This is a genomic window from Streptomyces sp. NPDC012474 (genome assembly GCF_042955185.1).
Classification (GTDB): Bacteria; Actinomycetota; Actinomycetes; order Streptomycetales; family Streptomycetaceae; genus Streptomyces; species Streptomyces cahuitamycinicus.
Genome location: NZ_JBIBEP010000004.1, coordinates 220,908 through 234,422 on the forward strand (window position 1 = coordinate 220,908; position 13,515 = coordinate 234,422).

Consider the following 13,515-nt stretch of genomic DNA (forward strand, 5'->3'; position numbering starts at 1 on the left):
AACCCCCCAGGCAACCCCGGCTCCTGGTCTCAGCGGTTGGCCACCGCCTGCCTGACGAGCGTCTTGCCGAAGTCCCACACCAGTCCGCCGTTGTGCGCGTCGTCCATCACGGCCGTGAAGGCGTCGACGAACCGGTCCACCTCCCGCTCGCCGATGATCAGCGGCGGGATCAGCTTGATCACCTCCATGTGGTCGCCGGAGACCTGGGTGAGGATCCGGTGCCGCTGGAGCAGCGGCACGACGACCATCTGCGCGAAGAGTCCCTTGCGGGCGGCCTGGAGCATGGCCCAGCGGCTGCGCAGCTTCAGCGACCTGGGCCGGCCGAACTCGATGCCGATCATCAATCCCCGGCCGCGGACCTCGGCGAGCATCTCGTACCGGTCCGTGAGCGCGGCCAGCCGGGATCTGAGCTGCTCCCCGGTGGCCCGGACGTTCGCGACGATCTGCTCGTTCTCCATCACGGACAGCACCGCAAGGCCCGCCGCCATGGCCTGCGCGTTGGACCCGAAGCTCGCCGAGTGGACCAGCACCCGGTCCATGGACGAGTAGACCTTCTTGAAGATCCAGTCCTTGCCGATCGTGGCACCCACCGGCACGTAGCCGCCGGAGAGCGCCTTGGCCACGCACACCAGGTCCGGTTCCACGCCGTCCTCGTGCTGGTAGCCGTAGAAGTCGCCGGTCCGGCCGAGGCCCGTCTGCACCTCGTCGGCGATGAGCAGCGCCTTGTGCCGGTGCAGCAGCTCCTGGGCGGCCCGCAGATAGCCGGGCGGGGACTCCAGCACGCCCTTGCCCTGGATCGGCTCGACGATCAGGGCGGCGACGTCGCCCTTCTTCAGCTCCCTCTCCAGCGCGTCGAGGTCGCCCAGCGGTACGGCCGTGTCGGGCAGCAGCGGGGCGAAGCCGTCGCGGAAGCCGGATTCGCCGTTCACGGAGAGGGAGCCGGTGGTCAGGCCGTGGAAGGCGTGGGCGCAGTACAGGACCCTGGGCCTGCCGGTGACGAACCGGGCGAACTTCAGGGCGCCCTCGACGGCCTCGGTGCCGCTGTTGCCGAAGAACACCCGGTCCAGGTGGGGGCTGTGCGCGAGCAGCTTCTCGGCCAGCAGACCGGGCAGCGGCTGGCAGTCGAACCGGGTCAGGTCGGCCAGGCCGGCGTCCACCACGTCGTGCAGCGCCTTGCGCACCACGGGATGGTGGCGGCCCAGCCCCATCACCCCGAAACCGGCGAGCATGTCCAGGTAGTCGTTGCCGTCCGCGTCGTAGAAGCAGGCGCCCTCGGCGCGCTCGTAGACCTTGTCGAAGCCGATGGTGCGCAGCATGCGCGGGAGCTGGTGGTTGAGGTAGCGGGTGTGCAGCTCGTAGCGCTCGGCTCCGCGCTCGGCCAGCAGCTTGCCGAGGTCGAACTCCCCGGCCTGCGACGACTCCGACGCGGACTCGGCGGTTGTCATTCCTGTGGCTCCTTGGACAGCTCTTCCCTGACGGTCAGGCTCGCGCTGATGCGTCCGGCGACCTCGACGGGTGTCAGGCCGATGTCGGCGAGCACCTCACCGCGCTTGGCGTGCGCGAGGAACTGGTCGGGGATGCCGAACCGCCGCACCGGCACGTCGACGTCGGCGTCGCCCAGGGCCAGCGCCACGGCCGAACCGACCCCGCCCGCCCGGCTGTTGTCCTCGACGACGGCGACCAGGCGGTGTTCGGCGGCGAGGCCCGGGAGCGCCGGGTCGACGGGCTTGACCCAGCGCGGGTCGACGACGGTGCAGCCGATGCCGCGTGCTTCAAGCAGCTCGGCGGCCTGGAGGCACACCGGCGCCATAACGCCTACGGCCACCAGGAGAGCCTGCGGTTCGGAGGACCGGTGCAGCACGTCCAGTCCGCCCACCCGGTCGAGCGCCGGGACCGACGGGCCGACGGACTCCTTCGGGAACCGCAGCAGCGTCGGCGCGTCGTCGACGGCGACGGCCTCCCGCAACTGGGCGCGCAGCTGGTCGGCGTCCCGTGGCGCGGCGATCCTGAGGCCGGGCACGACCTGGAGGACGGACAGGTCCCACATGCCGTTGTGGGAGGCCCCGTCGACGCCGGTGACCCCGGCCCGGTCCAGCACGAGGGTGACTCCGCAGCGGTGCAGGGCCACGTCCATGAGCAGCTGGTCGAAGGCGCGGTTGAGGAAGGTGGCGTAGACGGCGACGACCGGGTGCAGGCCGCCCGTCGCGAGGCCCGCCGCGGACACGGCCGCGTGCTGCTCGGCGATCCCGACGTCCCACACGCGGTCCGGGAACCGCTCGGCGAACCCGCCCAGACCCACCGGGTGCAGCATGGCGGCGGTTATCGCCACGACGTCCTGGCGCTCCTCACCGATTCTGACGATCTCCTCGCCGAACACCGAGGTCCAGGAGGGGCCGCCCGACGGGGAGAGCGGCGCGCAGGTCAGCGGGTCCATGACGCCCACGGTGTGGAAGTGGTCCTGCTCGTGGGCGAGGGCGGGTTCGTAGCCACGGCCCTTCTCCGTGAGGCAGTGGACCAGCACCGGCCCGTGGAAGCGCTTCGCGCGCCGCAGCGCTGACTCCACGGCTCCGGTGTCGTGCCCGTCGATCGGCCCCAGGTACTTCAGCCCCAGGTCCTCGAAGAGGCCCTGCGGTGCGAACGCGTCCTTGAAGCCCTTCTTCGCGCCGTGCAGGGCCTCGTAGAGGGTGTTTCCGACCAGGGGCGTGCCCTGGAGCACGTCCTTGCCCCAGGCGAGGACCCGTTCGTAGCCGTCCGTCGTGCGCAGCGTGGCGAGGTGGTTGGCGAGGCCGCCGATGGTGGGGGCGTAGGAGCGTTCGTTGTCGTTGACGACGATGATCAGTGGCCGGTCCTTGGCGGCGGCGATGTTGTTCAGTGCCTCCCATGCCATGCCGCCGGTGAGCGCCCCGTCGCCGATGACCGCGACGACGTGGCCCCTGCCGCCCTGCACCTGGCGGGCCTTGGCGAGCCCGTCGGCCCAGCCGAGGGCCGTGGAGGCGTGGCTGTTCTCGATGACGTCGTGCTCGGACTCCTCGCGCGAGGGGTAGCCGGACAGGCCGCCCTTGCCGCGCAGCTTGGAGAAGTCCTGGCGTCCGGTCAGCAGCTTGTGGACGTAGCTCTGGTGGCCGGTGTCCCACAGGATGCGGTCGACCGGCGACTCGAAGACCCGGTGCAGGGCGATGGTCAGCTCAACCACGCCCAGGTTGGGTCCCAGGTGGCCGCCGGTCCTGGCGACCGCGTGCACCAGGAACTCCCGGATCTCTTCGGACAGTTCCCCCAGTTCCGCCTCGGACAGCGCCTTCAGGTCACGCGGTCCCCGGATGCTCTCCAGAATCGTCACGCTCGGGCCCCCTTCGCATTCCGTGCTGCTCAGCTCACGGTGACGGCCGGCTCCCCCGACCCCACGCCGTCCTGCTCCATCTGCTCGGCGATCTTCATCGCCTCTTCGATCAGCGTCTCGACGATCTTGGACTCGGGGACGGTCTTGATGACCTCGCCCTTCACGAAGATCTGCCCCTTGCCGTTGCCGGAGGCCACTCCGAGATCGGCCTCCCGCGCCTCGCCGGGCCCGTTGACCACACACCCCATGACGGCGACCCGCAGCGGCACTTCCATGCCGTCGAGCCCGGCCGTGACCTCCTCGGCCAGCTTGTAGACGTCGACCTGGGCGCGCCCGCAGGACGGGCACGACACGATCTCCAGCCGGCGCTCCTTGAGCCCCAGGGACTGGAGGATCTGGATGCCGACCTTGACCTCCTCGGCCGGCGGCGCGGACAGCGACACCCGGATCGTGTCGCCGATGCCCCGGGACAGCAGCGCCCCGAACGCCACCGCCGACTTGATCGTGCCCTGGAACGCCGGCCCCGCCTCCGTCACACCCAGGTGCAGCGGGTAGTCGCACTGCTCGGCCAGCCGGCTGTACGCCTCGATCATCACGACCGGGTCGTTGTGCTTGACGGAGATCTTGATGTCGCGGAAGTCGTGCTCCTCGAAGAGAGACGCCTCCCACAGGGCGCTCTCCACGAGCGCCTCCGGGGTCGCCCTGCCGTACTTCTGGAGCAGGCGACGGTCCAGCGACCCGGCGTTGACGCCGATCCGGATCGGGGTGCCGTGGTCCTTGGCCGCCTGGGCGATCTCCTTGACCCGGTCGTCGAACTGCTTGATGTTGCCCGGGTTGACGCGGACCGCCGCGCAGCCGGCCTCGATGGCCGCGAACACGTACTTCGGCTGGAAGTGGATGTCCGCGATCACCGGGATCTGCGACTTGCGGGCGATGGTCGCGAGCGCGTCCGCGTCGTCCTGGGTGGGGCAGGCGACCCGGACGATCTGGCAGCCGGACGCGGTGAGCTCCGCGATCTGCTGCAGGGTGGCGCCGACGTCCGACGTCCGGGTCGTCGTCATCGACTGCACCGACACCGGGGCTCCGCCCCCGACCGCCACCGGACCGACCTGGATCCGGCGCGACACGCGCCGCTCGGCGACCGGCCGGGCCGGCACCTCGGGGACACCCAGCGAGACAGCGGTCATGACGTCACTCCCGGTTCCCGGAGACCGTCTCGCGCAGGGCGCGCAGGGACTCCTTCAGCGATCCCATGGTGGCGAGGACGGCGGTGGGCTCGTACCCGCAGTGCGCCATGCAGTTGGCGCAGCGCGGGTCCTTGCCGCGGCCGTACTTGTCCCAGTCGGTGTCCTCGACCAGCTCCCGGTACGTCGGCACGTACCCGTCGCTCATCAGGTAGCAGGGGCGCTGCCAGCCGAAGAGCGAGTAGTTCGGGATCGCCCACGCGGTGCAGGGGAAGTCGACCTTGCCCTCCAGGAAGTCCAGGAAGAGCGGCGAGTGGTTGAGCCGCCAGCGCCGCCGGTTGCCGCCCGCGAAGGCCTTCTTGAACAGCTCGCGGGTCTGCTCCACACCGAGGAAGTGCTCCTGGTCGGGGGCCTTCTCGTAGGCGTAGGCGGGCGAGATCATCATCTCGTCGACCTGGAGGTCGTCGTTGAGGAAGTTCAGCACCTCGATGATGGTCTGCGGGGTGTCGGTGTTGAAGAAGGTCGAGTTGGTGGTGACCCGGAAGCCGCGCCGCTTGGCCTCCTTGATCGCCTCCACGGCCTCGTCGAACACGCCCTCCTTGGCGACCGACTCGTCGTGCCGCTCGCGCAGCCCGTCGATGTGCACGGCGAAGGCGAAGTAGGGCGACGGCGTGAAGTTGTCCATCTTCTTGCGCAGCAGCATGGCGTTGGTGCAGAGGAAGACGTACTTCCGCTTGGCCACCAGCTGGCGCACGATCTCGTCGATCTGCGGGTGCATCAGCGGCTCGCCGCCGGCGATGGACACCATCGGGGCGCCGGACTCCACGACAGCCCCCACGGCCTGGGCGACGGGCATCCGCTGTTTCAGCACCCCGGCCGGATGCTGGATCTTGCCGCACCCCTCGCATTTGAGGTTGCAGGCGAACAGCGGCTCCAGCTCCACGATCAGCGGGAACTTGTCCCGCCGACGCAGCTTCTGTTCAGCCAAGTATGTAGCGACCTTGATGGACTGTCGGAGCGGCATGGCCATCTGGCTCACCTCCTGGGGAGCAGCAAGGAACGGTGCCATTCGAAGAAAGCGGGAAGGACGGAACGAAGGACGCGGAAAGCTGATATTCCACCGCGCACCGTGCCGATCCGGACGAGTTCATGTTCAGGAGCGTCCACGACCACCCGGACGGCCGCAACCGGGCGCTCGCCTGCGCGCACGGCGCTCAGGAGCGTGACGGCGGACTCCATGTCGACCGCGATCGCGCCCGTCGCGCGCAGAGCGGACCGTTCGGGGCCGCGCACGACGTGGTCGGAGCCGGTGAGCGGCCCGGTGTGCACGGTCCTGCCTGGCAGCGTCCGGGCCAGCTCCTTGACCAACAGTTCGGTCCCCACGCAGGGCGTGGTGCCGCGCGGGTCGCGGGTCTCCTCGGCGACGACCAGATCGCCGGGGTGCATGCCCGGCGCGAGCCCCGCGCAGAAGCCGGTGGCCAGCACCGCGGCGTCACGCAGGGCCGGGTCGGCCAGCATGCGGGTGACGGCCTGCTCGGCGGCGGCCGGCCCCATGCCCGTCCGCACCACCGTGACCGGCCCGTCGGCCCCACCGCGGCCGCCCGCGCGCAGGGCGAACTGCTCGATGCCGAGGGCGCAGGCGATCAGCAGCGGGACCGGGGCGGGCTGCGCGCTCATCAGCTCCCCTCGTGCCGGTCGGCGAAGGGCTCCCCGTGGACGTACCGGCCGAGCGCCGTGAGCGGGAACACCTGCCGGTAGAGGTGGTAGTTGATCGAGAAGTCCCACGGGAAGCCCGTCCCCGTGAAGTGCGGCTCATCCCAGGAGCCGTCCTCCCGCTGGGTGGCGGCGAGCCACTCGACACCGCGTTCGACGGCCTTGGAGTCGCGCTCCCCCGCCGCGAGCAGGGCCATCAGCGCCCATGCCGTCTGCGAGGCGGTCGAGTCGCCCCGGCCGCTCCACTGCCCGGCGTCCTTGTAGGAGCGCAGGTCCTCGCCCCAGCCACCGTCGTCGTTCTGGACCGACTCGAGCCAGGCGACGGCCCGCCGGATCGCCGGGTGCGCGGCGGGAAGGCCGGCGGCGGTCAGAGCGGGGACGACGGAGCCGGTGCCGTAGACGTAGTTGACGCCCCAGCGCCCGAACCACGAGCCGTCCGGTTCCTGCTCTGCCAGCAGCCACTCGATGCCCCGCCGGGTGCGGGGGTCGTGCGCGAGGCCCTCGACGGCGAGCATCTCCACGACGTGCGCGGTGACGTCCGCGGAGGGCGGGTCGATGACCTCGCCGAAGTCGCAGAACGGCAGCCGGTTGGGGAAGGGGCTGGTGTTGTCGACGTCGAAGGCGGCCCACGCGCCGTTCTTTGACTGCATGCCGAGCGTCCAGCGCATGCCGCGGACGACGGCCCTGTCGAGGCGCTCCGGGTCGTGGTGGGCGATCCGGCGCAGCGCGAGGATCACCTCCGCGGTGTCGTCGATGTCGGGGTAGTTGTCGTTGTGGAACTCGAACGCCCAGCCCCCGGGCGGCAGTCCGGGCCGCTTCACGGACCAGTCACCGGGCCGGACGATCTCCTCGCCCAGCATCCAGTCGGCCGCCTTCACCAACTGCGGGTGATCGGCGGGCAGTCCGGCGTCGACGAGGGCGATGGCGGCCAGGCAGGTGTCCCACACGGGTGACTGGCAGGCCTCGATCATCCGGGCCCCGTCCTCGCGCCACACGGCGAAGCGGTCCAGGGACGCCAGCCCCTCGCGCATCACGGGGTGTTCGAGGTCGTAGCCGAGCAGATGCAGGGCGATGAGGGAGTAGACCGCCGGGGGCTGGATCCCGCCCCAGCAGCCGTCGTTCTCCTGCCGCTCGATGATCCAGCGGGCGGCGCTGTTCATGGCGGCTCTGCGCAGTCTGCGCGGGGCGACCTTCCGCAGGGCGTGCAGGCCCTTGTCCATCCGCTGGAATGCGCCGTCCCAACTGAACGGCGACGCAAGGGGCTGCGGCGGGTTGGGCCGGTCCGGGTCGGTGTGCAGCTCGTCGAGCGGGAAGGGCGCGGGGCGTACCGGCCGCTTCGCGGAGACGATCGTCAGCGGGACGATGGTCTGCCGGGCCCAGCAGCCGAAGTCGTAGATGTTGAGCGGCACCCACTTGGGGAAGAGGACGAGCTCCGGCGGGAGTTCGGGCAGGTCCTCCCACTTCCACCAGCCGAACAGGGCCAGCCAGATCCGGGTGAAGACCCGGGCGGCGGCGATGCCGCCCCGCGCGCGGATCCAGGCGGAGGCCTTCGCCATGTGCGGGGCGTCGGGCGCGTCACCGGCCATGCGGAGGGCGACGTACGCCTCGATGGTGGCGGACAGTTCGCCCGGTCCGCCGTAGAAGGTGGCCCAGGTGCCGTCCGCGCCCTGCTCGCCGCGGATGAAGAGGGCGGCGGCCCGCGTGGTCTTCTCGTCGCGGATGCCGAGGAACTGACGGAGCAGCAGGTCCTCGGCGTCCATCGTGACGTTGGTCTCGAGGTCGCCCTTCCACCAGCCCTGGGCGTCCTGGCGGGAGAGCAGGAAGTCGGTGGCGCGGCGGGCGGCGCGTGCGGCGGCTTCCGGTACCCCGGCCGCCCCGGGGGTGTGCGTGTCGGTGTCGCTGGCCGCGGCGGCGCGGGGTGGCAGGGCCCCGGTGCTTCCGTCGGTCGTCGCTGTCATGGCTTCCCCTTCGTGCAGTCCTGCATGGCGTGCATCTGCTGTGGGTCCGCCGTCGGCCGGTGCTCCGTGATGACTCACGGCACCGGCCGGCGACTACGCGAGGGCTATTCGGCCGATGATGATCATCTCTTTCGTACGACGACGAAGTCCGCGAGGGCCGTGAACTGTGCCCGCACCCGGTCGGGCATGTCCACGGCGTCGAGGGCCTCGATGGCGATGGTGTGCTGACGGCGTGCCTCGTCGGCGGTCCACTCGCGGCCGCCCGCCTCCTGGATGAGGGCGGCGCGGGCCGCGAACTCCTCCTCGGAGAAGTTCTCGAAGTCGCTGGCCTTGGCGTCGGCGGCGAGGATCTCGCCGAGCCGCTCGGAGGCCGGGCCGCCGGCTGCGAGCGCTGCCACGACCGGCAGGGACTTCTTGCGCTGGCGCAGATCGCTCCAGGTCTGCTTGCCGGTGGCGACCGGGTCGCCCCAGATGCCGAGGAGGTCGTCGACGGCCTGGAAGGCGAGGCCCAGGTGGTAGCCGTACTTCTCCAGCGTGTCGGCGGTGCGGTCGTCGGCGCCGCCGAGGACCGCGCCGATGGAGCTGGCGCAGGCGAGCAGGGCGCCGGTCTTGTTGCCCTCCATCTCCAGACACTCCTCGACGCTGACGCGGTCGCGGTGTTCGTAGGAGATGTCCTGGGCCTGGCCGTCGATCAGGGCGCGGGTGGCGGTGGTCAGACGGCGGGTGGCGCGGCCGGCCTCGGCGGTGCCGAGTTCGAGGAGCACCTCGTTGGCGAGGGCGAACAGGGCGTCGCCGACCAGGATGGCCTGGGCGGGGCCGTGCACCTTCCAGACCGTGTCGCGGTGACGGCGCTGCTCGTCGCCGTCCATGAGGTCGTCGTGGAGGAGGGAGAAGTTGTGGACCAGTTCCACGGCGACGGCGCCGGGGATGCCGGTCTCGGGGGCGGCGGACATGACCTCGGCGGACAGCACCGCGAGGGCGGGACGCACGGCCTTTCCGCCGTCGCCCTCGGCGGGATTGCCGTGGGCGTCGATCCAGCCGAAGTGGTAGGCGGCAACAGTGTCCATGGGAGGTGCCAGGCGGTCGACGGCCGCCCGCAGTACCGGAGTGGCCAGGGTCCGGCCGCGCTCCAGCAGCGCGGTCACGTCCACCGCCTCGGCAGTCTTCGAGGCCGGGGGCACAGTGGGCACAGTCTCTCCTCTTGTTGCGGTACCGGGGGTGCGGGGGCCGCCTGCCGCGCCGGCCTGAGCCGGCATCATGCCGCCTCCTCGAACTCGAAGAGGGCTTGCGGACGGGGCCGGCCCAGGGCGCCCAGCACGGCGTCAGCCGCGCTCACACCACTGCGGACCGCACTCTCCATGGTCGCGGGCCACCCGGTGGCGGTCCACGCTCCGGCCAGGTAGAGGCCGGATGCCTTGGTGCGGGCGCCGGGCCTGAGGCGCCCGACGCCGGGGGTGGGAGCGAACGTCGCGGTGCGCTCCCGGGTGACGAAGAAGTCCCTCACTTCGGCGCCGCGGGCCGGCGGCAGCAGCCGCTCCAGCTCGGGCACGTACCGCTCGCGCAGCACCGCGACGGGCGTGTCGATCTCGTCCTGCGCCGCCGACTGGGACACCGCGAGGTACTGCCCCTCGCGCAGCCCGGAGGCGTCGGTCCGGTCGAAGACCCACTGCACGGGGCTGCCGAGGGCGGTGAAGAACGTCCGGCCGAGGACCTTCCGGTCGTACACCACATGGACGTTGAGGATGGGCGCGGTGCCGATCTCCAGGAGCCGTTCGGGCGCGTCGAGGGCGCCCGCGGGCAGCAGACCGTGCGCCTCGCGCTGCGGTACGGCGAGGACCACGGCGTCGGCCCGGAGCCTCTCGCCGGGCACCTCGACGGTCCACTGCCCGTTCCCGTCGGGGGAGACGGAGGTGACGCGGGCGCGGAGCTCGGTGCGCACGCCCGCGGAGTCGAGCGCCTTGCGGGCCAGCCGGTCGTGCAGCTCGCCGAGCGGGACGCGCGCCCAGCCGATGTCGGCCGCGCCGGGGTCGGACAGCAGTCCCGTCTTGAACACCATCGCGGCGAGCGCCAGGGAGGCGTCGCCCGCGACGGCGTTGAGGGTGGCGACCCCGACCAGGTCCCACAGGGCCTCGACGGCGCGCTCCGACTGGCCGTGCGCGGCCAGCCAGCTGCCGAAGTCCTGTGTGTCCAGCGCCGGGTCGGTGAGGTCGAGTCCCTTGAGGGCGAGCGCGGCCCGGCCCACCCTGACCCGGTCGGCGAGCGACAGGTGCGGATAGGCGGCGAGGCTGCGCCCCAGGTGCAGCGGCACGGGCAGGGCGTCCCGCCGCAGCCTGCCCAGCCGGCGTCCCGCGGGCCGGGCGAGGTCGAGGACGGGTACGTCGAGCCGGTCCTGGAGCGGGGCGAGCGCCGTGCCGTCGATGCGGTCGAGGAACCAGCGGTAGGCGGTGCAGCAGCGCAGGTACACGTGCTGGCCGTTGTCGACGGTGAGATCGCCGCGCCGGAACGAGAAGGCCAGGCCGCCCAGTCTCGGCCTGCCCTCCAGCAGGGTGACGCGCACCCCGGCGTCGGCGAGCGCGAGCGCGGTGGTGACACCGGCGAGCCCGCCGCCCACCACGACGGTGTGCCGCCCGTCCGCGACCGGTCCGTGGGACCGCGTGCCGTCGGTCATCACGCCCCCTCCCCTGCGCGGCGGCCGTGCCGCTCGATGGGGGCACGACCGGCCGTCTGTGTCAGGGACGCGGCCCCGCACCGGAGGGTTGCCCGCCGGTTGTCTCCGACAGCTTGGCCGAGAGATGCGCCGCACCCGCGCTGCGCCACCCGGGCCACGCGCGCGAAAGCCCCCGGCCCGACGCCGGCGGCTGCGGCGCAACCCCGTTGCAGGACCGGGGAGAACACCCGCTCGACCGCGTCACGGGCCCGAAGGGCGTCGTCCCACCCACACGCGGCCACCCGGGCCACCTGGGCCGACTGGGCCGACTGGGCCGACTGGGCCGACTGGGCCGACTGGGCCGACTGGGCCGACTGGGCCGACTGGGCCACCCACACACAAGCACCCGGCCCGGCGCGCCTCAGCCGACGCACCGGGAAGACCACCGGCCCGGTCTCGTGGCGGGCCTGCGGGGCGGGCGGCAGCGTGCTCTCCGAGACTGCCCGGCGGCACAGGCCCGCACCCGCGTGACCGGGGCGAGCCCGGTCGTCGGTGGCGTCTTCCTGGACCGGTCCGTTCGTCACGCACGCCTCCTGACGGTCCGCCGGGTCACATTCCGGGCGTCGAGACCGGACAGGCCGCGCACGGCGACGTACGCCTTCTCCCGGCCGGGCAGGGAGACCCGGCCGCGCAGCACGGCCTCCGGGTCGCGCTCGATGCGGTCGAGGAGGCGGCGGTAGATGCCGGCCATGGCGGCGACACAGGCGCCGCTGCGCCGGTCGAGCATGGGGAGCAGCCGGTAGCCCTCGGCGAACAGAGCGCGGGCCCGTCGCACTTCGAAGTGCACGAGGCCCGCGAAGTCGGAGCCCTCCGGTGGCCGCGGCCCGCTGAAGCCGGCCGAGCAGCCGAACTTGGCGAGGTCGTCGGCGGGCAGATAGGTACGCCCGCCCGCGGCGTCCTCTCGGACGTCTCTGAGGATGTTGGTGAGCTGGAGCGCGAGCCCGAGCGTGTCGGCATACTCGGGCGCGCGGTCGACGCCACGCGCCCCCGGCTCCGTGCCGAAGACGCCGAGGGAGAGGCGCCCGATCGCGCCCGCCACGCAACGGCAGTAGACCTTCAGGTCGTCCCAGGTCTCGTAGGTCTCGCCGCGGACGTCCATCAGGACGCCGTCGATGAGCTCGTCCAGGCCACCGAGCGGGATCGGGAAGGCCCCGGCGGCATGCGAGAGGGCGACGGCCACCGGGTCGGTGTCGTCCTCGGCGACCTCGTCCTCGCGGATCCGGGTGAGCAGCACCCGTGTCTCCTCCAGCCTGGCCACCTTGACGTCGTCGGCGAGCGCGCCGTCACCGATGTCGTCGACCCGCCGCGAGAACGCGTACAGCGCCGACATCGCCCGGCGCTGGGGCGTCGGCAGCAGCCGGATCCCGTAGGCGAAGTTGCGGGCCTGGCGCCCGGTGACGGCCTCGCAGTAGCTGTAGGCGGCGAGTACCGGTGGGGACGCGTGTGGTTCCGGCTCCACGGTGCGGATCACCCCTCTCCTCGCAGAGTCACGCCCACCTCACGCAGCAACCGGACCTTGCCGGGCTTGGGCGGGCCGGGAAGTACGTCGTATTCGGCGGCGGCGATCGCGTGGAGGGCCGCCCTTCCTCCCGCCACGAACCCCGCGAGCAGCAGCTTCAGCCTGCCGTGGACGCTACCCACCAGGGGGGCGCCTTCATTCAGGAGATCCCCGGCCCTTTGCGCTTCGTACGCAATCAACGCACGGACCGACGCTCCGGCGGTTTTCGTGGCGAGATCCGCTTCCTGGACGTGGAAGCGCTTCATGTCGGCCGCGGGCAGGTAGACCCGGTCGCGGGCGAGGTCCTCGGCGACGTCCTGGAGGTGCTCGACGATCTGCAGGGCCGTGCAGATCATGTCGGAGCGGCGGATCCGCTCGGGTGTGGGGGTGCCGGTGACGGCGAGGACGAGACGGCCCACGGGGTTGGCGGACAGCGCGCAGTAGGCGAGCAGGTCGTCGTAGGTCTCGTAGCGGCCGACCAGCTGGTCCTGGCGGTTGGCGGCGATCAGGCCGAGGAACGGCTCGGGGGTCAGCGAGCGGCGGCGCACGGTCGGCTGGAGGCGGCGCAGCAGGGGGTGGCGCGGGGTCGCGTCGAAGACCCGGCGCAGGTCGGCCTCGAAAGCGTCCAGCAGGACCAGCCGGTCTTCGGCCTCCCGCGGGGACACACCGAGCAGGCGGGCGTCGGCGCCGCCGGGGGCCAGGTCGCCGTCGCCGATGTCGTCGACCAGGCGGGCGAAGCCGTAGACGGCCATGAGGTCCGTGCGCCAGGCCCGGGGCAGGAAGAAGGGGGCCACCGGGAAGTTCTCGCCGGCGGCCTTGTCGAGTGTGCCGCGCTCCGGATCGAGGGGGCGCGCCGTGCCGGTTCCCGTCACCGCCGGCTGCCCGGCGCGGGGACGGCACGTGCTGCGTGGAGCTGGGGAGTTTCCGAAGCCATCGCCGTCACATCTCCCGTTCTACACTGCCGACCCAATACGCACTATTTCGGACACGCCGCCCAGCCGTCCGCACGGTGGCCCGACGGGCGGTGTCGCGCATTATTGCCCTGATTGCCGTGTTTCGGGACCGGTACAGCTTACGTTGTACAACGCGACACGGTTCGTCAGGGTGCACCGCACATC

General features: G+C 71.9%; 11 protein-coding genes. All 11 read right to left on the reverse strand.

Going from position 1 to position 13,515, the window contains the following annotated elements; translation table 11 throughout:
* Nucleotides 1-29 precede the first annotated feature (29 nt).
* A complete protein-coding gene (locus tag ACFY9S_RS11695) occupies nt 30-1,445 on the reverse strand; it encodes an aminotransferase class III-fold pyridoxal phosphate-dependent enzyme (RefSeq protein ID WP_391125995.1) in 1,416 nt (471 codons plus the stop codon).
* The gene (gene dxs, locus ACFY9S_RS11700; RefSeq protein WP_391125998.1) at nt 1,442-3,337 is read right to left on the reverse strand and encodes a 1-deoxy-D-xylulose-5-phosphate synthase; all 1,896 of its coding nucleotides are present in this window, start codon (nt 3,335-3,337) and stop codon (nt 1,442-1,444) included. Before dxs ends, ACFY9S_RS11695 begins: the two co-directional genes overlap by 4 nt.
* A 29-nt stretch (nt 3,338-3,366) precedes the next feature.
* A complete protein-coding gene (gene ispG / locus ACFY9S_RS11705) occupies nt 3,367-4,524 on the reverse strand; it encodes a flavodoxin-dependent (E)-4-hydroxy-3-methylbut-2-enyl-diphosphate synthase (protein WP_391126001.1) in 1,158 nt (385 codons plus the stop codon).
* A 4-nt stretch (nt 4,525-4,528) separates the two neighbouring features.
* The gene (gene hpnH, locus ACFY9S_RS11710) at nt 4,529-5,551 is read right to left on the reverse strand and encodes an adenosyl-hopene transferase HpnH (protein ID WP_391126005.1); all 1,023 of its coding nucleotides are present in this window, start codon (nt 5,549-5,551) and stop codon (nt 4,529-4,531) included.
* 5 nt (nt 5,552-5,556) lie between these two features.
* Nucleotides 5,557-6,198: a 1-hydroxy-2-methyl-2-butenyl 4-diphosphate reductase gene (locus ACFY9S_RS11715; RefSeq protein ID WP_391126008.1), complete on the reverse strand. Its 642-nt coding sequence runs from the start codon at nt 6,196-6,198 to the stop codon at nt 5,557-5,559.
* Nucleotides 6,198-8,192, reverse strand: a complete 1,995-nt coding sequence (shc, locus tag ACFY9S_RS11720; RefSeq protein ID WP_391126011.1) for a squalene--hopene cyclase — start codon at nt 8,190-8,192, stop codon at nt 6,198-6,200. Before shc ends, ACFY9S_RS11715 begins: the two co-directional genes overlap by 1 nt.
* A gap of 122 nt (nt 8,193-8,314) precedes the next feature.
* Complete coding sequence (locus tag ACFY9S_RS11725) at nt 8,315-9,448, reverse strand: polyprenyl synthetase family protein (protein WP_391126601.1); 1,134 nt, start codon at nt 9,446-9,448, stop codon at nt 8,315-8,317.
* Nucleotides 9,448-10,860, reverse strand: a complete 1,413-nt coding sequence (gene hpnE / locus ACFY9S_RS11730) for a hydroxysqualene dehydroxylase HpnE (protein ID WP_391126014.1) — start codon at nt 10,858-10,860, stop codon at nt 9,448-9,450. The genes ACFY9S_RS11725 and hpnE overlap by 1 nt, the downstream gene beginning before the upstream one ends.
* A complete protein-coding gene (locus tag ACFY9S_RS11735; protein WP_391126017.1) occupies nt 10,860-11,423 on the reverse strand; it encodes a DUF6380 family protein in 564 nt (187 codons plus the stop codon). Before ACFY9S_RS11735 ends, hpnE begins: the two co-directional genes overlap by 1 nt.
* Nucleotides 11,420-12,370 (reverse strand): presqualene diphosphate synthase HpnD, encoded by a 951-nt coding sequence (gene hpnD, locus ACFY9S_RS11740; protein ID WP_391126020.1) that lies wholly within the window; start codon nt 12,368-12,370, stop codon nt 11,420-11,422. Before hpnD ends, ACFY9S_RS11735 begins: the two co-directional genes overlap by 4 nt.
* Nucleotides 12,367-13,269 (reverse strand): squalene synthase HpnC, encoded by a 903-nt coding sequence (hpnC, locus tag ACFY9S_RS11745; RefSeq protein WP_391126023.1) that lies wholly within the window; start codon nt 13,267-13,269, stop codon nt 12,367-12,369. Before hpnC ends, hpnD begins: the two co-directional genes overlap by 4 nt.
* Nucleotides 13,270-13,515 lie beyond the last annotated feature (246 nt).

Bases quoted from the DNA above. Each gene is read 5' to 3' on its own strand.
- ACFY9S_RS11695 (WP_391125995.1), bottom strand. From the start codon at position 1,445: ATGACAACCGCCGAGTCCGCGTCGGAGTCGTCGCAGGCCGGGGAGTTC.
- ispG (WP_391126001.1), bottom strand. From the start codon at position 4,524: ATGACCGCTGTCTCGCTGGGTGTCCCCGAGGTGCCGGCCCGGCCGGTC.
- hpnH (WP_391126005.1), bottom strand. From the start codon at position 5,551: ATGGCCATGCCGCTCCGACAGTCCATCAAGGTCGCTACATACTTGGCT.
- ACFY9S_RS11715 (WP_391126008.1), bottom strand. From the start codon at position 6,198: ATGAGCGCGCAGCCCGCCCCGGTCCCGCTGCTGATCGCCTGCGCCCTC.
- shc (WP_391126011.1), bottom strand. From the start codon at position 8,192: ATGACAGCGACGACCGACGGAAGCACCGGGGCCCTGCCACCCCGCGCC.
- ACFY9S_RS11725 (WP_391126601.1), bottom strand. From the start codon at position 9,448: ATGCCGGCTCAGGCCGGCGCGGCAGGCGGCCCCCGCACCCCCGGTACC.
- hpnE (WP_391126014.1), bottom strand. From the start codon at position 10,860: ATGACCGACGGCACGCGGTCCCACGGACCGGTCGCGGACGGGCGGCAC.